General features: G+C 67.6%; 19 protein-coding genes, 4 tRNA genes and 2 pseudogenes. 18 read left to right on the top strand and 7 right to left on the bottom strand.

Annotated features, from left to right (window positions below; translation table 11 throughout):
- From ACP7AS_RS11805 to ACP7AS_RS11770, 8 genes and pseudogenes are all read left to right on the top strand, one after another.
- Positions 1-165, top strand: coding sequence for a DNA gyrase inhibitor YacG (locus ACP7AS_RS11805; protein ID WP_426029104.1), 165 nt, complete (start codon positions 1-3; stop codon positions 163-165).
- Positions 166-229: 64 nt separating this feature from the next.
- Positions 230-305 (top strand) — tRNA-Phe (locus ACP7AS_RS11800).
- A 382-nt stretch (positions 306-687) separates the two neighbouring features.
- On the top strand, positions 688-1,578 hold the full coding sequence (gene exbB / locus ACP7AS_RS11795; protein ID WP_426029059.1) for a tonB-system energizer ExbB: 891 nt from the start codon (positions 688-690) through the stop codon (positions 1,576-1,578).
- Between the two features lie 5 nt (positions 1,579-1,583).
- Positions 1,584-2,021, top strand: coding sequence for an ExbD/TolR family protein (locus ACP7AS_RS11790; protein WP_426029058.1), 438 nt, complete (start codon positions 1,584-1,586; stop codon positions 2,019-2,021).
- A 12-nt stretch (positions 2,022-2,033) separates the two neighbouring features.
- The gene (locus ACP7AS_RS11785; protein ID WP_426029057.1) at positions 2,034-2,750 is read left to right on the top strand and encodes a TonB family protein; all 717 of its coding nucleotides are present in this window, start codon (positions 2,034-2,036) and stop codon (positions 2,748-2,750) included.
- A gap of 114 nt (positions 2,751-2,864) precedes the next feature.
- Positions 2,865-3,611, top strand: a complete 747-nt coding sequence (locus tag ACP7AS_RS11780; RefSeq protein ID WP_426029056.1) for a M48 family metallopeptidase — start codon at positions 2,865-2,867, stop codon at positions 3,609-3,611.
- A 105-nt stretch (positions 3,612-3,716) separates the two neighbouring features.
- A tRNA-His gene (locus tag ACP7AS_RS11775) sits at positions 3,717-3,793 on the top strand.
- Positions 3,794-3,822: 29 nt separating this feature from the next.
- A pseudogene (locus ACP7AS_RS11770) lies at positions 3,823-4,380 on the top strand (methyltransferase domain-containing protein); the annotation flags it as partial.
- 130 nt (positions 4,381-4,510) lie between these two features.
- Here the strand turns inward: ACP7AS_RS11770 and ACP7AS_RS11765 are convergent.
- Together ACP7AS_RS11765 and ACP7AS_RS11760 are read right to left on the bottom strand one after the other, a co-directional pair.
- Complete coding sequence (locus tag ACP7AS_RS11765) at positions 4,511-6,361, bottom strand: patatin-like phospholipase family protein (protein WP_426029055.1); 1,851 nt, start codon at positions 6,359-6,361, stop codon at positions 4,511-4,513.
- 103 nt (positions 6,362-6,464) lie between these two features.
- Positions 6,465-6,863 (bottom strand): DUF1489 domain-containing protein, encoded by a 399-nt coding sequence (locus ACP7AS_RS11760; protein ID WP_426029054.1) that lies wholly within the window; start codon positions 6,861-6,863, stop codon positions 6,465-6,467.
- A 72-nt stretch (positions 6,864-6,935) separates the two neighbouring features.
- On the opposite strand from ACP7AS_RS11760, the gene ACP7AS_RS11755 reads away from it, so the two are divergent.
- Positions 6,936-7,280 carry an antibiotic biosynthesis monooxygenase family protein gene (locus ACP7AS_RS11755; protein ID WP_426029053.1) on the top strand — a complete coding sequence of 115 codons (345 nt, stop codon included), beginning with the start codon at positions 6,936-6,938 and terminating at the stop codon, positions 7,278-7,280.
- Here ACP7AS_RS11755 and ACP7AS_RS11750 read toward each other — a convergent pair.
- Both ACP7AS_RS11750 and ACP7AS_RS11745 read right to left on the bottom strand, forming a co-directional pair.
- Positions 7,226-9,133, bottom strand: a complete 1,908-nt coding sequence (locus ACP7AS_RS11750; RefSeq protein WP_426029052.1) for an acetyl/propionyl/methylcrotonyl-CoA carboxylase subunit alpha — start codon at positions 9,131-9,133, stop codon at positions 7,226-7,228. The genes ACP7AS_RS11755 and ACP7AS_RS11750 overlap by 55 nt on opposite strands.
- Positions 9,134-9,249: 116 nt before the next feature.
- Complete coding sequence (locus ACP7AS_RS11745; protein WP_426029051.1) at positions 9,250-10,146, bottom strand: enoyl-CoA hydratase-related protein; 897 nt, start codon at positions 10,144-10,146, stop codon at positions 9,250-9,252.
- 143 nt (positions 10,147-10,289) lie between these two features.
- On the opposite strand from ACP7AS_RS11745, the gene ACP7AS_RS11740 reads away from it, so the two are divergent.
- Positions 10,290-10,613 (top strand): hypothetical protein, encoded by a 324-nt coding sequence (locus ACP7AS_RS11740; RefSeq protein WP_426029050.1) that lies wholly within the window; start codon positions 10,290-10,292, stop codon positions 10,611-10,613.
- 33 nt (positions 10,614-10,646) lie between these two features.
- Positions 10,647-10,970, top strand: a pseudogene (locus ACP7AS_RS11735) (DUF2200 domain-containing protein).
- Between the two features lie 228 nt (positions 10,971-11,198).
- Here ACP7AS_RS11735 and ACP7AS_RS11730 read toward each other — a convergent pair.
- A complete protein-coding gene (locus ACP7AS_RS11730; protein WP_426029049.1) occupies positions 11,199-12,791 on the bottom strand; it encodes a carboxyl transferase domain-containing protein in 1,593 nt (530 codons plus the stop codon).
- Positions 12,792-13,058: 267 nt separating this feature from the next.
- Between ACP7AS_RS11730 and ACP7AS_RS11725 the strand changes: the two genes are divergently transcribed.
- The 4 genes from ACP7AS_RS11725 (at position 13,059) to ACP7AS_RS11710 (ending at position 16,877) form a co-directional block, all read left to right on the top strand.
- On the top strand, positions 13,059-14,432 hold the full coding sequence (locus tag ACP7AS_RS11725; RefSeq protein WP_426029048.1) for an MATE family efflux transporter: 1,374 nt from the start codon (positions 13,059-13,061) through the stop codon (positions 14,430-14,432).
- A 186-nt stretch (positions 14,433-14,618) separates the two neighbouring features.
- The gene (gene metG / locus ACP7AS_RS11720; protein ID WP_426029047.1) at positions 14,619-16,325 is read left to right on the top strand and encodes a methionine--tRNA ligase; all 1,707 of its coding nucleotides are present in this window, start codon (positions 14,619-14,621) and stop codon (positions 16,323-16,325) included.
- Between the two features lie 2 nt (positions 16,326-16,327).
- Positions 16,328-16,471 carry a hypothetical protein gene (locus ACP7AS_RS11715; protein WP_426029046.1) on the top strand — a complete coding sequence of 48 codons (144 nt, stop codon included), beginning with the start codon at positions 16,328-16,330 and terminating at the stop codon, positions 16,469-16,471.
- Positions 16,428-16,877 (top strand): hypothetical protein, encoded by a 450-nt coding sequence (locus tag ACP7AS_RS11710; RefSeq protein ID WP_426029045.1) that lies wholly within the window; start codon positions 16,428-16,430, stop codon positions 16,875-16,877. The genes ACP7AS_RS11715 and ACP7AS_RS11710 overlap by 44 nt, the downstream gene beginning before the upstream one ends.
- Here the strand turns inward: ACP7AS_RS11710 and ACP7AS_RS11705 are convergent.
- A complete protein-coding gene (locus ACP7AS_RS11705; protein WP_426029044.1) occupies positions 16,834-17,685 on the bottom strand; it encodes a YjbE family putative metal transport protein in 852 nt (283 codons plus the stop codon). The two genes, ACP7AS_RS11710 and ACP7AS_RS11705, sit on opposite strands and share 44 nt — an antisense overlap.
- A 71-nt stretch (positions 17,686-17,756) precedes the next feature.
- The gene (rlmB, locus tag ACP7AS_RS11700) at positions 17,757-18,674 is read right to left on the bottom strand and encodes a 23S rRNA (guanosine(2251)-2'-O)-methyltransferase RlmB (protein ID WP_426029043.1); all 918 of its coding nucleotides are present in this window, start codon (positions 18,672-18,674) and stop codon (positions 17,757-17,759) included.
- A 146-nt stretch (positions 18,675-18,820) separates the two neighbouring features.
- Here rlmB and ACP7AS_RS11695 point away from each other — a divergent pair.
- The 3 genes from ACP7AS_RS11695 to ACP7AS_RS11685 form a co-directional block, all read left to right on the top strand.
- Positions 18,821-18,904, top strand: a tRNA-Tyr gene (locus ACP7AS_RS11695).
- Between the two features lie 76 nt (positions 18,905-18,980).
- Positions 18,981-19,054, top strand: a tRNA-Gly gene (locus tag ACP7AS_RS11690).
- Positions 19,055-19,105: 51 nt separating this feature from the next.
- On the top strand, positions 19,106-19,224 hold a 119-nt coding region (locus tag ACP7AS_RS11685; RefSeq protein ID WP_426028911.1), incomplete at its 3' end, for a GTP-binding protein.

The following is a 19,224-nucleotide window of genomic DNA, read 5'->3' as shown; positions in this document are numbered from 1 at the left end:
ATGGCGACCTGTCCGATCTGCCGCCGCCACCCCGCGGCCGAGGCCTACAGGCCGTTCTGCTCGAAGCGCTGCGCCGACGTGGATCTGCAGCGCTGGTTCACGGGCGGATATGTCCTGCCGGACAGCGGCGGCGACGTTCCGAGGGACGACCCCGAAGAAGACTGATCTGACGGCTGGACACCCCCGGAGTGCTCGCCTATAGACGCCGCCTCCGCGCCGCGACGCGTGCGCCTGGGTAGCTCAGTTGGTAGAGCAGTGGATTGAAAATCCACGTGTCGGTGGTTCGAATCCGCCCCCAGGCACCATCGCCCTTCTGACGAAGAGTCGAAGCCGTCCCCGATCATCACGAAAATGTCGCTTTCGCGCCGGAAGAATCGGTTGTGGAGACGTTGGCTCCCCCGCGAGGGGAAAAGCACCGTCCCGCACTTGACGCTCTGGTATGCGTTCGCCAAAGGAGCTTGACCGCTTTCCTTTGCGGGCGGTCGGCGGAGAGGGAAAACGGTTTCCCGGTTCGTCGACGCCGCGCCGGGTGCCAGTTGGCAACCGGAAGCGTTACCAGGCGTTCCGCAGACCAGGGTTTCCGTAACCCTGTCGCTGAGGGCGAGTATTTCATCGAGGACGGTCGTCGTCTGCGGCCGTTCTTTTGGGTTCCACAAGTCAGACTAAAACAGCAGGAACTGGCGAACTATGTTCGATATGAAGAAGACCAACATCCTCCTGGCCATGGCCGGCGCCGCCGTCCTCATGGCCAGCACGCCGGTTCTCGCGCAGGATGCCCCCGCCCCAGCCGCCGACCCGGCCGCCGCCGCAGCTCCTGCTGCCGCCGCCGCTGCCCCGGCCGCTGATGCCGCCGCCGAGCCCGAGCCCGCCGTCGTCGGCGGCGAACAGCACGGCAAACTGACCCCGGCCGGCATGTTCATGGCGGCCGACCCGGTCGTTAAGGTCGTCATGGTTGGCCTTCTGCTCGCCTCGGTCTTCTCCTGGGTGCTGCTGCTCATCAAGCTGTTCGAGTTCAGCTCGCTGAACCGCAAGACCGACCAGTTCCTTGAATCCTTCCGTCAGACCCGCACCATCGCCGACATGCGCAAGGTCGCGACGTCGGACGAGTTCGACGGCAACCCGCTGGCCGATATGGCCGCCGCGGCGACCGACGAAATCGAGCTGTCGCGTCAGGCAGGCCTCTCGGTCACCGGCGATCACGCCGACTCGGCCCTGATGCGCGCCCAGCAAGCCGTTGCCGCCGTTCAGGCCGGCCTGGCCAAGCGCCTTTCGGGCGGCCAGCAGTTCCTCGCTTCGGTGGGTTCGACCGGTCCGTTCATCGGTCTGTTCGGCACCGTCTACGGCATCATGAACTCGTTCATTGGTATCGCGAACACCAACACGACCAACCTGGCCGTCGTCGCCCCCGGCATCGCCGAGGCCCTGCTCGCCACCGGTATCGGTCTGTTCGCCGCTATTCCCGCGGTTATCTTCTACAACTACTTCAACACCCGCATCTCGGCGTACGGCACCCGTTCGGACGGCTTCAGCGCCGAGCTGACCAACGCCATCTCGCGTAACCTCGACAAGGGAGCGTAAGCCAGATGGCCGCCAAACTTTCAGGCGGCGGCGGCGGCAAGTATCAGGTCGAGCAGAACAGTGAGATCAACGTCACACCGTTCGTTGATATCATGCTTGTTCTGCTGATCATCTTCATGGTCGCGGCGCCCCTGGCGACCCCGTCCGTGGAAGTGAAGTTGCCAACGGCTGTCGCTCCGCCTCAGACGAACCCGCCCGTCCCGATCTATATCTCAATCACGAGCAATGGTCGGGCCTATCTCGGCGACTTCCCGGTCGAACTGGAAGAGATCGGTCCCGAACTCACGGGGCAGATCGGCCGTCGCAATCCTGCGGACGAGCGGATCTTCATCCGCGCCGACCGCGGCACCCGCTACGGCGATTTCATGCAGGTCATGAACTCGCTGCAGGACAACGGCTTCTATAGCGTTGCCCTGGTGGGTGAAGACAACGCGCCGAAGTGAGGTTGGTGAATCATGACTGATATTGAATATCACCGCTCCAGGTACGACGCGCCCAAGCCGAAGGGTCTGTTCGGGGTCCCGCCGAGGGTCCTTCTGGGCAGCCTTCTGGTCGTCGCGCTTCTGTTCACCGTGCTGGCGTTCTACTTCATCAACGCACGGTTCACGTTGAAGGAGATCAACTACTCCGACGACGCGGTCGACGTGGAGATCATCGAGCCGATCCCCCCGCCGCCGCCGCCGCCGCCGCCGCCTCCGCCGGACACGCCCCCGCCGCCCAAGCTGCAGGTGCGTCCCCCGGTCGTCGTCCCGAACGCTCCGCCACCGCCGGTGACGCTGCCGATCGAGCCGACGAAGAAGGAGGACCGGGTCGAATACACGGGTCCGCCCGTGATCGTCCCCGGACCGCCGCCGCCGCCGGCTCCGCCGGCTCCGCCGCGGCCGTCGGTCATCACCAACCCCAGCTGGTCCCGCCAGCCGGTCGGTGAGTTCCCGGAACGCGCCATGTCGCGCGGTATCGAGAGCGGTGCCGTCGTTCTGAACTGCCTCGTCAGCCCGAACGGAAGCCTTTCGGACTGCAACCTGGTCTCCGAGACACCTGCGGGTGCCGGGTTCGCCCAGGCCGCGCAAGCGGGGGCCCGTCGGGCCCGGCTGTCGCCGCGTACGGTCGACGGTGCTGCCACGGGAGCGCGCGTCACGTTCACGACGCGGTTCCGCGCCGCAGAAGAATAGGAGCCTCACGGCTTCTGCAAGACGTCCCGGAGGTCCGCCTCCGGGGCGTTTTTGTTTGCGGCGGAGCCTTTCGGATACTCGGTCATTAAGCCGTGACGCTTTCGGAGATACCCCATGAAGATCCTCGCCGCCGCCGCCCTCGCGGCCTGTGCTGCCGCCACGCTGGGCGGCTGCGCCTATAACGAGACGCTGGGCCGCAACCAGCTGCTGATCGTCGATGACAGCGCCCTTACCCAGCAGTCAGACGCCGCCTGGGCTGAAGCCTTGAGGACACAGCGCGTCTCGTCGGATGCCGCCGGCAATGCCCGCATCCGTCGCGTCGGCGACAGGATCGTGCAGGCCGCCGGTCTCACGGATCGCCGCTGGGAATACGCCCTGTTCGTCAGTGACAGTCCCAACGCCTTCGTCCTGCCGTCGGGCAAGATCGGCGTGACCACCGGCCTGCTGGCGCTGGTCCGCAATGACGATCAGCTGGCGACTGTGATCGGCCACGAGGTCGGGCATGTCGTCGGGCGGCACGCCGCCGAACGCTATTCGAACACCGCCCTGACCAGTGTCGGTCTGCAGGTTCTGCGCGGGGCGGCCGGCGACAATGCCCAGGCCGTCGGTTCGATCGGCGGGCTGGCGGCCCAATACGGCGTGCTGCTGCCCTACTCCCGGCGCGACGAGCTCGAGGCCGACCGTCTGGGCGTGGACTATATGCAGGGGGCCGGCTATCGGCCCGCAGAGGCGGTCGCCCTGTGGCGGTTGATGTCGCAACAGCGTCAGGGATCGACCCCGGAGTTCGCGTCCACCCACCCGTCCGACGCCAGCCGCATCGCCGCGCTGGAGCAGTATATCGCCAGCCGTGGATGGCGCTGAGCGACCCGACGCCACGACAGGCGCAATAATCCGGACAGGTTGCTTGATCGCGCGCGCGCGGCCCGGTAGATACGCCGCTCGCGTCGCCCCGGTCCGGGGCTCTGCGCCGCCTTAGCTCAGTTGGTTAGAGCGCCGGTTTGTGGAACCGGAGGTCCTCAGTTCAAGCCTGAGAGGCGGTACCATCTTCCCTGTGTGGAGGGCGTTGTCCGGCATGACCGATACGCCCCTCCCGAATGCCCGGCCAGGCTGGGACCCTTCGCAGTATCAGCGGTTTGAGGCCGAGCGCGACCGCGCCGCACAGGACCTGATGGCACGTCTGCCGACAGGACCGGCCCTGCAAGAGATCTGGGACCTCGGCTGCGGGACCGGCCTGCACGCCATTCAGCTTCAGCGGCGATTTCCGGATGCCGCGGTACACGGGCTGGATTCAAGCCCGCACATGCTGGAGCAGGGGCGTCTGGCGGAGCCCCGGATCGACTGGCGGCTCGGCGATCTCGCCGACTGGAGCCCCGAGGTTCCGGCGGAGCTGATCTTCGCCAATGCGTCCTTGCAGTGGGTTCCGGATCACGCAGCGCTTCTGCCCCGGCTGACAGGTGCGCTCGCACCCGGCGGCATCATCGCCGTGCAGATGCCGATGGCCCACGAGACGCCGCATCACACGCTGATGCGCGAGGTGGCCGGGCAGGGCCCGTGGTCGGATCGGCTGGCCCGTGTGCCAACCCTCGCGCCCCTGCTGTCCGCTGAAGCCTATTACCGGCTGCTGTCGGACGCCAGCTGCGAGGATATCGACATCTGGTCGACGCGATATCTGCACGTTCTCTCCGGCCCGAACGCGGTGCTGGAGTGGATGAAGGGCACAGCCCTGCGGCCGTACCTGTCTGTGCTCGCGGACGATGCCGCTATGGGCGCGGCATTTGTTTCCGCCCTCGGCGCGCGCCTCGCCGAAGCATTTCCAGCATGTCGGGACGGAGCGACGCTGTTGCCGTTTCCACGGCTTTTTCTGGTTGCGCGGATTCGCTGATCGACACGCGCCGGCGCAGGGCCGTCACCGGGCGATCCAGCATCGCCAGGACCTCATGGGTGGCGTGGTAGCCCGAGGCCACACCGGGCTCGAACCCCTTCCAGTCGCGGATATCCAGTCCATCCGGCATGGGCTGGACCAGGATGTCGGTCGCGGCGCGCGAGCTTTCTATGTCCGCGTCGGTCGTCAGGGTGGCCGACCGCATCAGGATCGAGACAATGGGCGGGCCCCGGCGCCAGGCACCGGTGACGATCATCCGCCAGATCGACGGCGGGTGTTCGATCAGGGCCGGATCGACGCCGCGGGTCTCGGACATGTCGATGCCGATGATCGGGCCGCCGTTCATCTGGCGCATGACCTCGGTCGGCAGGTTCTTCAGCACGGCCCCGTCGACCAGCACCTGGCCGTCCATGACGATGGGCGGCAGCAAGCCTGGAATGGCGATAGAGGCGCGGATCGCCCGCCGCATGAGACCGCGCCGGTGGACCTCGATCCGTCCGCTGGTCAGATTGGTCGAGACGGCGAAAAAGGGCCGGGTCAGATCCGCCAGATCGGTCTCGCCATAGGCTTCCTGCAGCAGCCGGTCGACCTTGTGTGCCCGGGTCATGGCCAGCATGGGGAAGGCCAGGTCCGACAGCGGGTCGCTTTCGACGAAGGCCTTGCGAATCCGCGCCTCGAGTTCTTCCTGTGACCAGCCCATCGCGGGGCCGGCGGCGATCACCGCTCCCATGGACGAGCCGCCGACGAAGTCGATCGGCACTCGCGCCTCTTTCAGCGCCCTGAGCGCGCCGATGTGGGCATAGGCCCGGGCCCCGCCGCCCGACAGGACGATGCCTACGGCGGACCCCGTCACGACCCGCGCCATCCGGTCGGCGTCGGCCTGGTCGCCCTCGACGCACTGGAACCAGCGGCCGGGCTGAACGGCATCCAGCCAGACGGCGGTGTTGGCGGGTCGCGACATCCGCGGGTCGCGCAGCAGAATCAGATCCGTCCGACGCTGGGCGTCCAGCACCCCGGCATGGGGCATGGGCCGGTTGGGCGGGGCCAGCAGGCCGTTGCCGACCACGAACACCCGGTCGACCTGGCGCGCGCACAGGGCGGCCCAGGCGGGCTCGTCCTGTTCGGCGACATAGAGGACGAAATCGTGGGCGTCCTCGACCCGGCTGAACCAGTCGGCGGCCGAGGCGAGGGCGGTCTGGTCGATGACCTGGCAGGTGAATCCATCGGCCGCGATCGCGGCGGCGACCCGTTCGACGAAGGCGCGGATGGGTTGGGGCCGGGCGGCGATGAAGCCGAAGACGCTGGGTTCGCCGCCGCCGGACCGGCGGTCACGCGCGCGCTGGATCATCAGCCGTGACAGCTCGACCATCAGGTCAGGCTCGGTGCGGGCGGCCTCGAAGAAGGCCTCGCGGGGCAGGGCCAGCACCTCGCAGTCGCGCAGGGCGACCACGTCGGCGGTATGGGTCGTGCCCGCCAGCATGGCCATCTCGCCGGCGGGTTGTCCCGGCCGGATGACGCCGACGAACTGGGGCGGGCGGTCCTCGTCGGGATCGCTGCGAAACACGCCGAGACGGCCGCTGCGCAACAGATACAGGGTGTCGGCGGCGTCACCCTCGGCGAACAGAGTCTCGCCGCCGGTCAGGGCGAACCAGCTGGCACGCGTGTTCCTGCCACCCTCGAAGATGCGGGCGAGGGCGTCTTCCAACCGGTCGGAGCGGACAGCGGGCATGGGAGGTTCGAGGGCTTAGGGCTTAGGTTCGGGGAATCGATGCAGTAACGATCGTCGCACATCTCCCCCCAATCCCTATTCCCTAAGCCCTGCTCCCTGACCTCTACCACGCCCCCATCTCGCGCAGCCGCATCGCGAGTTCCTCCGGCACTTCACCGGCGTCTAGGGTGGACAGGTCCATCGGTGCGTCCTTGGGCTCCAGATAGCGCCAGCCCTGGAAGGGGCGACGGGCCTGGGGCGCGGTCCGGACGACGTCAGGGCACAGTTTGATCCGGCAGTGCGAGGTCTTGCCCTCGCCATGGGTGGTGATGTCCAGAATGGGCATCCGGCAGGTGACCGAGCCCTTCATGACCCAGTAGATCGAGCCGCCGTCTTCCAGCTCGGCCGCGCGTTTGGGCGTCATCCGGGTGTCGACCGTCAGCCACTGGCCCTTGGCCGCGCGGCGCTCCAGCGTCTCGACCTTGGCGACGCCGACGCAGAGCTTGATTATGTGGAGAGGCATGCGGGGGAATTTCAACCTGTGCAGGCATGTAAATGCTATGGGAGAGCAGACGAGGCCGGGTGGAGGGGCGTTGTGTACGGGCTGATCACCAAACTAACCATCGTGCCGCTGCGCCGCGAGTCGGTCATTGACCGCCTTGTAGCGGGACGCCAGCCGCCCGACGGGTGCTTTAGCCATGTCGTCGCGCGCGATCCGACGGACGCCGACGTCCTGTGGGTGACGGAAGTCTGGACCGACGCCGAGGCCCACCGGGCGGCCCTGCAGCGACCCGATATCAAGGCGGGCGTGGCGGACGCCCTGGCCTGGGTCGCCACCATCCACGACCCCATCATCACCGAACCCGTGGGCGGCGTCGGCCTGCCTCAGCGGGCGTCGGGCACTGCGACGGTTGCCAGCACGGCCCCGTCGACGACCTGATCGCCGACCGAAACCCCGACCTCGCCGACCACCCCGTCGAACGGGGCGACGAGGGCGTGCTCCATCTTCATGGCTTCCAGCACGACGATGGGCTGGCCCTTGGTGACGGTGTCGCCAGCCTTGGCAGGGGTGGCGACGATCTTGCCGGGCATGGGGGCGCGGAGGGAACCGTCGGAGGCGGGGTTGCCGGCCCCTGACCCGCCCCGGGCGAAGGCGCTGACATCGAAGGCTGACCCGTTCTCGAAGGCGATCACCCGGGTCACTGACAGACCGATCAGGCGTGTCATCGGATGATCGTCGTCGTCGAGCATTCGGGCGACATGCGCCTCACCATCGACGACGACGGCCTGGGTGATACGGGTCGGGGCGTTGGCTCTGAAGCCGACCGCACCGGTCAGGCTGTGCCATGGCGAGTCGGCGCTGTCCCCGGATCTGGCCGCGAAGTGGCGCAAGCGGTGGGCGGCGTCCTCGATTCCCATTTCCGACAGAGGCTCGGCGGCGAGGTCGCTCCCTTCAGCGGCGATAAAGCCGGTATCAACGTCGCCGGCGACGAACCGGGGATGCTCCAGGCATTGCATCACGAATGCCGCGTTGGTCTTCACCGGCCAGACCTGTACGTGGCTGGCCGCCTCGGCCAGCGCCTCGGCCGCCTCTTGCCGCGTCTCCGCATGCACGATCAGCTTGGCGATCATCGGGTCGTAGAACTGGCTGACCTCACCGCCCTGATCGACGCCGGTGTCGACGCGGATGCCGTCGGGCATGACGAAATGCTCGAGCTTGCCGATACTGGGCAGGAAGCCGTTGGCCGGGTCCTCGGCGTAGAGCCGGGCCTCCATGGCCCAGCCGGTCAGGGTGATCTCGTCCTGCTTCAGCGGCATCGGCTCGCCCGCGGCGACGCGGAACTGCCATTCGACCAGATCGACGCCGGTGACCTCCTCGGTGACCGGGTGTTCGACCTGCAGCCGGGTGTTCATCTCCATGAACCAGATGCGGTCGGCCTTGAGCCCGTCAGAGGCGTCGGCGATGAATTCGATGGTGCCCGCACCCTCGTAGTTCACAGCCCTGGCGGCCTTGATAGCGGCGTCGGTGACGGCCGTGCGGGTGGCGGCGTCCATGCCGGGGGCGGGAGCCTCCTCGATCACCTTCTGGTGGCGGCGCTGGAGCGAGCAATCGCGCTCATACAGGTGGACGACGGTGCCGTGCTTGTCCCCGAACACCTGCACCTCGATGTGGCGGGGACGGGTGATGTAGCGCTCGATCAGGACCCGCGGATCGCCGAAGGACGACTGGCCCTCGCGCTGGGCGCTGGCGAGACCGGCGGCGAAATCCTCAGGCTTGTCGACGCGCTTCATGCCCTTGCCGCCACCGCCGGCGACGGCCTTGATCAGCACCGGATAGCCAATGCGTGCCGCCTCGGCGGTCAGGGTCGCTTCGGACTGGTCCTCGCCCAGATAGCCGGGGGTGACGGGCACGCCGGCCGCGATCATCAGCGTCTTGGCCGCGTCCTTCAGCCCCATGGCGCGAATGGCGGCCGGGGGCGGGCCGATCCAGACCAGACCGGCGGCGGTCACCGCCTCGGCGAATTCGGCGTTCTCGGACAGGAAGCCATAACCGGGGTGGATGGCCTCGGCCCCGGTGGCCTTGGCGGCGGCCAGTACCTTCGCGCCGTCGAGGTAGGATTCGCGGGCGGCCGCCGGGCCGATCAGGACCGCCTCATCGGCCTCGCGGACATGCAGCGCCCTGGCATCGGCTTCGGAATAGACGGCGATGGTCCGGATGCCCATGCGGCGGGCGGTGCGGAAGACGCGACAGGCGATCTCGCCGCGATTGGCGACCAGGACGGATTTGAACATGGGAGTTTATTAGAGTGACGAGTGACGAGTGGCGAGTGGCGAGTTGTGAGGCTCCGGCGGAGGATGTCTCGCCCTGTCTTTCCTCGTCACTCGCCACTCGCCACTCTTCACCCTGTTCACTCCGCCCAGTGCGGCTTGCGCTTGTCGAGGAAGGCGCGCACCCCCTCCTGCCCCTCGGGAGAGATGCGGGCACGTGCGATGCGTTTGGCGGTCTCTTCCATCACGCCGCTGTCGATCTTCTGGCCCGCTACATCGTTGACCAGCCGCTTGGCGTCGCCCATCGCGCCCGGCGCATTGGCGCTGATGCTGTCTGTCAGCATCGAGATGAATTCGTCGACCGACCCTTCGGGCAGGACCATGTCGATCAGCCCGGCGTGGGCGGCATAGTCGGCGTCGAAGATGTTGGCGGACAGGAACAGCTGGCGGGCGCGACGGGCCCCGATGGCCTCGACGACATAGGGGGCGATGGTCGCCGGGATGAGGCCCAGCTTGACCTCGGAGAAGGCGAAGCGGCTGCCCTCGACGGCCACGGCCATGTCGCAGGCGGCGACGATGCCGGCCCCGCCACCCATGGCCGCGCCCTCGACGATGGCACAGGTCAGGGCCGGGACGTCATGCAGGGCCTTGAGCATCTTCGCCAGGCCCATGGCGTCGCTGCGGTTGTCGCTTTCCGACCAGCCCGCCGCATCGGCCATCCATTGCAGATCGGCCCCGGCGCTGAAGGTCCCGCCCGCGCCGCGCACAAACACCAGACGCACATTGTCGGCCCCGTGCAGGGTCTCGAAGGCCTCGTACAGGGCCGCGATGGTCGGGGCGTCGAAGGCGTTGCGCCTGTCCGGCCGGTTGATGGTGATGAAGACGATGCCGTCGGCGGTGGAGTCGATCTGGACCAGGTCGTCATTGGCATCGGGTGCCGGATCCGCCAGCAGCGGGTGCGAGATGGCGTTGATCTCGGCGGCTTCCGCATCGGTGATGTCGAGGGCGTTGAGATCGGCTTCGGTCGGATCGGTCATGGTGGTTCCCTTGGCGCTTGACCGATGTGTAACGCATGGACCGATGGAAGGCATCGCCCTGACCGATGGATACCGACGTTATCTTGACACTGCCGTCGTCGGGGTCTTGAAAGCGGTGGTTAACGAAGAGTGGCCAGGTCCGCATGGCGAACGCACCCATCCCCCGAAACCGCAAGCCCGCCCGGCTGACGCCGGCCAAGGCCAGACTGGCGGCTGAAATTCGACAGCAGTTGCTGGTCCAGGGTGGCGCGGCCCACCGCGAAGTCGTCATTTCCAGCATCCTGCACCGCAAGGGTGTCACCGGGCCGGCGGCCGAGCGCGCGCGCCGGGCCCTGCTGTCCGCCTTCTACCTGCATGTCGACCCGGACCCCGAGAGCGGGGCACCCCGGCTGTTCGACCTGCCGTTCGGGCCGGAGTCCTACCGCTGGGCCCTGGGCGAGCCGGTCCGGTCGGTGATTACGTTCTGAGTGCTGGCCAGCTCAAACGACCGCGTCCGCCGGATGAGCGTGGCCAGTGTCCACGTCCACTATGTCGCCAAGGCTGAACGCAAGGGCCGGACACGGGCCGAGGTGGATGAGGTGATCCGCTAGCTGACGGGGTATTCTCGGGATCAACTGGAAGCCCTGCTGGCGGCGAAGACCGACTTCGAGACCTTCTTCGCCGAGGCGCCGGCCATGAATCCGAACCGCTTCCTGATCACAGGCATGATCTGCGGATACCGCGTCGAGGAGATCGAGGACCCCTTCATGCGAGAGATCCGCCACCTCGACAAACTGGTCGACGAGGTGGCGAAGGGGAAGGCGATGGAGAAGGTGCTGCGGTAGGGGTGATCGCTGCTTGTCATCCCGGCCGAAGCGAAGCGAAGAGCCGGGACGGAGTGCGTTGCTTCATGCGGGCTCCCGGAAATCGCCTTCGATTGTCCGGGAGACAGGCGGCCATCGCGCCGACCTGACCTGTGGCCCGGATAGCTGCTGGCGCAGCTTCCGGGCCAGTTTCGTTGTCTGCTGAGTCGTCCCGGATCACCGCTTCGCGGCGTCCGGGATGACAAGGCACTACATCCTGAACACGCCGAAGGTCGTCTCCGGGATCGGGGCGTTCAGTGAGGCCGAGATGGCCAGGCCCAGGACATCGCGAGTCTGGGCCGGGTCGATGATGCCATCGTCCCAGAGGCGGGCGGTGGCGTGGTACGGATTGCCCTCGTCCTCGTATTTCTGTCGCACCGGAGCCTTGAAGGCCTCGGCCTGGTCCGGGGTCCAGCTGTCGGCGTCGCGGTGGACGGTGGCCAGGACGGCCGCGGCCTGTTCGCCGCCCATGACGCTGATCCGGCTGTTGGGCCAGGTGAACAGGAAGCGCGGGCCGAAGGCGCGGCCGCACATGCCGTAGTTGCCGGCCCCGAAACTGCCGCCGATCAGGACCGTGAATTTGGGCACCTCGGCCGAGGCGACGGCGGTGACCAGTTTGGCCCCGTTCTTGGCGATGCCCTCGGCCTCGTATTTGCCGCCGACCATGAAGCCCGAGATGTTCTGCAGGAAGACCAGCGGGATCTTCCGCCTGCACGCCAGTTCGATGAAGTGGGCCCCCTTGAGCGCGCTCTCCGAGAACAGGACGCCGTTGTTGGCTAGGATGGCGACGGGATAGCCCCAGATGCGGGCGAAGCCGCAGACAAGGGTGGTGCCGTACAGGGCCTTGAACTCGTCGAACTCGGAGCCGTCGACCAGCCTGGCGATGACCTCGCGCACGTCATAGGGGGCGCGGACGTCGTCGGGGATCAGGCCGTACAGGTCCTCTGCGTCGAAGGCGGGGGCGCGCGGCTCGCGCACGTCGATGTCGACCGACTTCACCGTGTTCAGGCTGTCAACGATGGTGCGGACGATCTCCAGCGCGTGCTCGTCATTCTCGGCGACATAGTCGACCACACCGGACTTGCGGCCGTGGGTCTCGGCCCCGCCCAGTTCCTCGGCCGATATGACCTCTCCGGTGGCGGCCTTCACCAGCGGCGGGCCGGCCAGGAAGATGGTGCCGTGGTTGCGGACGATGACGGTCTCGTCCGACATCGCCGGGACATAGGCCCCGCCGGCGGTGCACGAGCCCATGACACAGGCGATCTGGGGGATCGACTTCGCCGACATCCGGGCCTGGTTGAAGAAGATGCGGCCGAAATGGTCGCGGTCGGGGAAGACCTCGGCCTGGTGGGGCAGGTTGGCACCGCCGGAATCCACCAGATAGACGCAGGGCAGGTTGTTCTGTTCGGCGATTTCCTGCGCCCGCAGATGCTTCTTCACCGTCATCGGGAAATAGGCGCCGCCCTTCACCGTCGGATCGTTGGCGACGATCATGACCTCGCGGCCCGAGACCCGGCCGACGCCACAGATCATGCCCGCGCCGGGGGCCTCATCGCCATACATGCCGTTGGCGGCCAGCTGGCCGACTTCGAGGAAGGGCGAGCCCGGATCCAGCAGGCGTTCGACGCGGTCCCGCGGCAACAGCTTGCCGCGCGCGACGTGGCGGTCGCGGCTGGCCTCGGAACCGCCGCGCGCGGCCTTGGCGACCCGGGCGTGGAGTTCGTCACGAAGGACGCGGTTGTGGGCGTCCAGCGCCTTGAAGGCGGGGCTGTACGGATCGATGGCGGACGTCAGCTTGGGCATGGGGGAGGTTTAGGGGTGTTCGCGGGCGCGGGAAAGTCATCAGGCGGTTCTCCCTCCCCCTCCGGGGGAGGGTCGGCGCCGCGCAGCGGCGGCGGGGTGGGGGCGCTTCGGCGAGACAACGCCGGTGTTTGTGTCGCCGAGCCCTCCCCACCCGGTCGCTGCGCGACCACCCTCCCCCGGAGGGGGAGGGAGACCGCATTTTCCTTATGTCACCCGACAGCAAATCCAGTTGACCTCGCGGCGTCCCCATGGCCTGACGCGCCTCCCATGATCGGCTTCAACATCCAGACCCGGACGACCCTGCGCGAGCTGCTGCATCTGGCATGGCCGGTCGTGCTGGCCCGTATCGGCATCATGACCATGGGGCTGACAGATGTGATCGTGGTCGGCAACTGGTCGGGGCTGGAGCTGGCCTACAGTTCGCTGGCGCTGGCACCGACCTCCATCATCATCACCACGGCCGTCGGCCTGATGATGGGGGTGCAGGTCCTGACCGCCCGCCTGATCGGTCAGGGACGGCGCAGCGAGGTCGGCGGCGTGCTGCGGCGCGGCGTGGCCTATTCGCTGCAGCTGGGCCTGATCTCGATGATCGGCCTGATCCTGATCGGCCCGTGGGCGCTGCAGCACATGGGACTGGCTCCGGGGCTGGGCGAGGGTGCGTCGCCGGTGCTGGTGGTTTTTGCCCTGTCGATGCCGGGCTATCTGGTCAGCGTGGCGGCGCAGTTCTTCCTTGAGGCCCTGCACCGGCCGCGTGCGGGTATGTGGGCCATGTGGATCGCCAACGGCGTCAATCTGGCGCTGAACCTGCTGCTGGTGCCCGATATTCTCGGCCTCGGGATCGACGGAGCCATCGCCTCGGCCTGGGCCACCTTCTTCGCGCGGACCTCGCTGGCCGTGTTCCTGATCCTCTATATCCTGCGACTGCCCGAGGCGCGGGCGCTGGGGATCTTCAGCCGTCCGAAGCGCGACCTCCCCGCCGAGCGCGAACAGCGCAAGATCGGCTACGGCGCAGGCTCCAGCTATTTCATCGAGGTCGGGGCGTTCGCCGCCATGACCTTCATCGCCGGCCGGCTCGGGGCCATCGAAACCTCGGCCTGGGCGATCGTGCTGAATGTCACGGCTATGGTCTTCATGCTGCCGATGGGGCTGGCCTCGGCGACGGCGGTGCTGGTCGGGCGGGCCCATGGCGCGGGCGACGGACGCGGTGTGCTGAGGGCGGGCCTGGTCGGAATCGGGGTGGTGACGGCCCTGACGCTGCTGGTCGCACTGGTCGTGTGGCCGGGCGCGCCCCTGATCGCCAGTGCCTATAATCGCGATCCGGCCTTGCTGGCGGTGGTAATCCCGGCCCTCGTGCTGACGACCCTGTTCTTCGTCGCCGACGGCATCCAGGTGGTCTCGGCCTCGGCCAACCGCGCCGCCGGCGACGTCTGGTGGCCGACGATCATGCATTTCGTCAGCTATACGGCGATCATGATGCCGCTGGGCTGGTGGTTCGCGCATGAGATCGGCGTCAATGGCCTCGTCTGGGCCGTGATCATCGCCAGCCTGGTGTCGTCGGTGCTGCTGACCGGGCGGTTCGTTCGGGTGGCCGGACGCCTCCCTTCTCCCCCTGCGGGAGAGGGTGGCAGGCCGCAGGCCTGACGGATGAGGGGTCGCAATCGCCTGTCCGGCTAGCGGTCGAGGGTGCCCGGCGAGGTGACCGCCGCGTGACCCCTCATCCGACCCGCTTGGCGGGCCACCTTCTCCCGCAAGGGGGGAAGGACACGGGCTTTGCCGCAGGCGGCTTCGGCCTCTATATCCAGCATCCATTTCACGACCGGACTCCGCATGGCCCGCATCCTCATCACCTCGGCCCTGCCGTACATCAACGGCATCAAGCATCTGGGGAATCTGGCGGGCTCGATGCTGCCGGCGGATGTCTACGCTCGCTTCAAGCGCGGCCAGGGTCACGAGGTCCTCTACATCTGCGCCACCGACGAGCACGGCACCCCGGCCGAGCTGGCCGCCGCCGCGGCCGGTCAGGACGTGCGGACCTATTGCGACGAACAGCACGAGGTCCAGAGGGCAGCGGGTCAGGCCTTCGGCCTCAGCTACGACTGGTTCGGGCGGTCCTCGAACGCGCCCAACCGACGGCTGACCCAGCATTTCGCGAACGTGCTCGAGGCCAGGGGTCTGATCGAGGAGCGGGTCGACCGGATGATCTATTCGGTCGACGACGCGCGCTTCCTGCCGGACCGCTATGTCGAGGGCACCTGCCCGCACTGCGGCCATGTCGGCGCGCGCGGCGACCAGTGCGACAACTGCGGACGGCTGCTGGACCCGACCGACCTGATCGACCCGTACTCGGCCGTTTCGGAGTCGAAGAACCTCGAGGTGCGGGATACGCGCCACCTCTATCTTCTGCAGACGAAACTGGCCGACCGTATCCGGACGTGGATCAACTCGAAGACCGACTGGCAGACGCTGGCCCGGTCGATCGCCCTGAAACACCTCGACGAAGGCCTGATCGACCGCGGAATCACGCGCGATCTGAAATGGGGCGTGCCGGTGGTCGGGCCTGACGGCGAACCGCGTCCGGGCATGGAGGGCAAGGTCTTCTATGTCTGGTTCGATGCCCCCATCGAATACATCGGTGCAACCGAGGAATGGGCCGATGCCACGGGCAGGACCTGGCGCGACTGGTGGCGCACGGATGAGGGGGCGGACGACGTCCGCTACGTCCAGTTCATGGGCAAGGACAATGTCGCCTTCCACTCGGTTGTATTCCCTGCGACTCTTCTGGGATCAGGTGAGCCGTGGAAGACGGTCGACACGCTGAAGGCCTTCAACTGGCTGAACTGGTACGGCGGCAAATTCTCGACCAGCCAGAAGCGCGGCGTCTTCATGGACCAGGCGCTGGAGTTGCTGCCCGCGGACTACTGGCGCTGGCATCTGACCGCCTATGGCCCGGAGCATTCCGACGCGGCCTTCACCTGGGAGCAGTTCCAGTCGACGACCAACAAGGACCTGGCCGATGTGCTGGGCAATTTCGTCAACCGCATCGTCAAGTTCGCCGAGAGCAAATTCGGCGGCGTGGTGCCGGACGCGGGCGAGCCCGGGCCGCTGGAAGCGAAGCTGGAGGCCGATCTGCGCGCCGGCATCGCCGAGGCGACGGCCCAGTTCGAGGCGATGGAGTTCAGGAAAGCGACCGTGGCCCTGCGCGCCGTCTGGGTGCTGGGCAATGAGTATCTGCAGGAGGCCGCGCCCTGGACGGCCTACAAGACCGATGTCGAGCGCTCGGCGGTCGGGGTGCGAACGGGGTTGAACCTCGTCGCCCTGTTCGCCCGTCTGGCGGCACCGGTCATGCCGGATTCAGCGGTGAAGATCGCAGCCGCCGTCGGGGCGACGGACCTGAGCTGGCCGGCGGCTGACGAACCCCTGCTGGACGTGCTGCCGCGCGGCCAGACCGTGGCGGCGACGGGGGTGCTGTTCATCAAGATCGAGGACACGCAGGTGGCCGAGTGGTCGGAACGGTTCGGCGGCGCGGACGCCTGACCGTGGACCGGTCCGCCGCCCTCGTCAGGCTGCTGGCCGAAGATCGGGCCGAGGATCGCGCGGTGCTGACCGGACAGCCTGCCTATGTCGCCCTGCGTACGCGTGATCGTGCTCGCCGGGAGGCGGTGCTGGAGCTGCTGGCTTGACGGCTGGCCCGAGGACGCCGACGCCCTCTACGCCGCCGCCTGGGTCCTGAACCATGGAGACCTGTCGGAAGAAGCGGCGCTGGGCAGCCGGCTGGCGGCCCGCGCTGCGGAACTGGGCCGCCCCGGTGCGCGATGGCTGGCCGCGGCGGCGCTTGACCGGTCGTTGATGTATGCGGATCGGCCGCAGAAGTTCGGCACGAACATCGTCTCTGATGGGATCGGCTGGCGCCTGTGGGACGTCGATCCGGCGACCACCGACGCCGAGCGGCTGGCCAATGACGTGCCGACCCTGGCTGATATGCAGGCTCGCGCTGCGGCCATCACCGACCCGCAGCCCGATCCGGGCGGTGCTCCGGACTCACTCAGGCGGGCGATGCGCCGCTGGGGGACGCTGCCGCCGGAGTGACCGCGACCGGCACCGGTCCGGCCTGCGCCATACAGACGGTGAGTTTGGCACCGACCTCGGGCTTGCAGAATTTTCCGATCTCTTCCGCGCCGATGTCGAGGAAGGCCGGAGCGAAGCTGTTGTGCTGGGCCACGGCCAGGGCCCGCACCGTGGTCGCGCGGTAGCCGTCCCAGACCATGTGCAGGGCCACATAGAGGACGATGACCAGGCCGACGTAGCCGATCCAGCGGTGCTTGGTCAGCAGTTTGGCGATGAAGGTCGCGGCCACACCCATGAGGGCAATGGACAGGATCAGGCCGAAGACCATGATCCAGGGGTGTTCATGCGCCGCGCCGGCCACGGCAAGGACGTTGTCCAGCGACATGGTCACGTCGGCGATCATGATCTGGATCAGGGCGGCGGCGAAGGTCTTGCGCTTGATGCCCAGGGCCTCGGGCGGCGGGCCACCGCCGTGGTGGGCGGACAGGGCGGTCTCGAGCTCGGCCTCGGCCTCGGCCTGGTCGTGGGTGCGCTGCTCCTGCAGTTCGCGCCACATCTTCCAGCACACCCACAGCAGCAGGATGCCGCCGGCCAGCAGCAGGCCGATAATGGCCAGCAGCTGCACGGTGATCAGGGCGAAGCCGATGCGCAGCACGACCGCGGCGGCGAGACCAATCAGGATGGCCTTCTTGCGCTGCTCGGGCGCGAGGGCGGCGGCGGCGAGGCCGACCGCGACGGCGTTGTCGCCGGCCAGCACCAGATCGATCATCAGGACCTGGCCGAGGGCGGCGGCCTGGCTGGCGAGTTCGGGAGACGAAAGAAATTCCATGGGCGCTCTCTAGCGGGGGAGAGCGGATGCGCCAAGGGTCCTCGCCATCACAAGCGACCGGCAGGACACGGTCACGATGCCTGTTTGCGGGTCGCCTCATACAGGGCCACGGCCGCTGCGTTCGACACATTCAGGCTCTCGAAGCCGCCGGGCATGGGAATCTTCGCCAGCACGTCGCAGTGCTCGGCCACCAGACGGCGGATGCCGTCGCCTTCCGAGCCCATCACCAGAACGGTCGGGCGCTCGTCGAGCGCCTGTTCCAGCGTCAGTTCGGCCGAGCCGTCCAGACCCACGGCGCGCCAGCCCATGTCGGCCAGGGTTTCCAGGGCGCGACTGAGATTGGTGACCCGCGCACAGGGCAGGCGTTCGGTCGCGCCGGCCGAGGCCTTGGCCAGCGCCCCGGCGAGGGCGGGCGAGTGCCGGTCCTGGACCACGATGCCCTTCGCCCCGAACGCGAGGGCCGAGCGGAAGATGGCCCCGACGTTCTGGGGGTCGGTCAACTGGTCCAGCATGACGATGACTCCGCCGTCTCCGGCGATGTCCTCAAGCGCCACGCCTTCCAGCGGCTGAACCTTGAAGGCCAGGCCTTGATGCACCGCGCCGGGCGGGAGCATACGGTCCAGCGCCTGGGCCTCGATCACCTCGATCGTGTGGCCGTTCGCCGCCTTGTCGCGCTCCAGCTCGGCGGCGCGGTCGGCGGTCGCCAGCAGCCGGCCCATGCCCTTGCGGGCCGGGTTGGCGAGGGCCGCCAGGACCGGGTGGCGGCCCCAGACGAAATTGTCGGCGTCCGCCTTGGCCCGCGATGGACGCGGGGCAGAATCAGAGAAGGCCTTCGGCTTGGGATTGGGGTTCCAGCCGCCCCGGTCGGGACCGCTGGCGGACGGACCCTTGGCACCCGCTCCGGGCCCGCCGGAGCGGGGCGCGGACTTGTCGCCGAAAGCCGGTTTTTTGCCCGATTTCCGGTCGTTGCGTTCTGGATTTCTCGACACTATAAGACGCCCTCCGATTTGGAGCCCTGAGGGCTTTCGGGTCTGGCGCCCCTCCTAAACCAGGCGACGCAGGACACCGAGAGCTTTTGTTGTTTCGACGACCGAAAGGTTGCCGAGGCATCGGTCCGACGGTTCGAAAACGCGCTGGGGGAATGTCCCGAGTGGCAAAGGGGGGGGACTGTAAATCCCCTGCGTAAGCTTCGCAGGTTCGAGTCCTGCTTCCCCCACCACGCGCTTTCGGAACGAGGGGCCGGACCCCATATCGGGTCGGCGGTCGACGGCTTTCGGGCCCGAGGCCGTCTCCGTGCGGGTATAGTACAATGGTAGTACAGCAGCCTTCCAAGCTGAATATGTCGGTTCGATTCCGTCTACCCGCTCCAGGTTTTTGAAGCAGACAGCGCCCCTCAACCCGGGCCATCAGGAGTTTGGCCATGGCCAAGGAAAAGTTCGAACGTAACAAGCCTCACTGCAACATCGGCACGATTGGTCACGTTGACCACGGCAAGACGACGCTGACGGCGGCGATCACGATGGCGCTGGCCAAGGCGAG

The sequence above is a fragment of the Brevundimonas sp. TWP2-3-4b2 genome, from assembly GCF_049897345.1.
GTDB lineage: Bacteria > Pseudomonadota > Alphaproteobacteria > Caulobacterales > Caulobacteraceae > Brevundimonas.
Note: the sequence above shows the minus strand (reverse complement) of the source record. Positions and strands in the feature narration are given on the sequence as shown.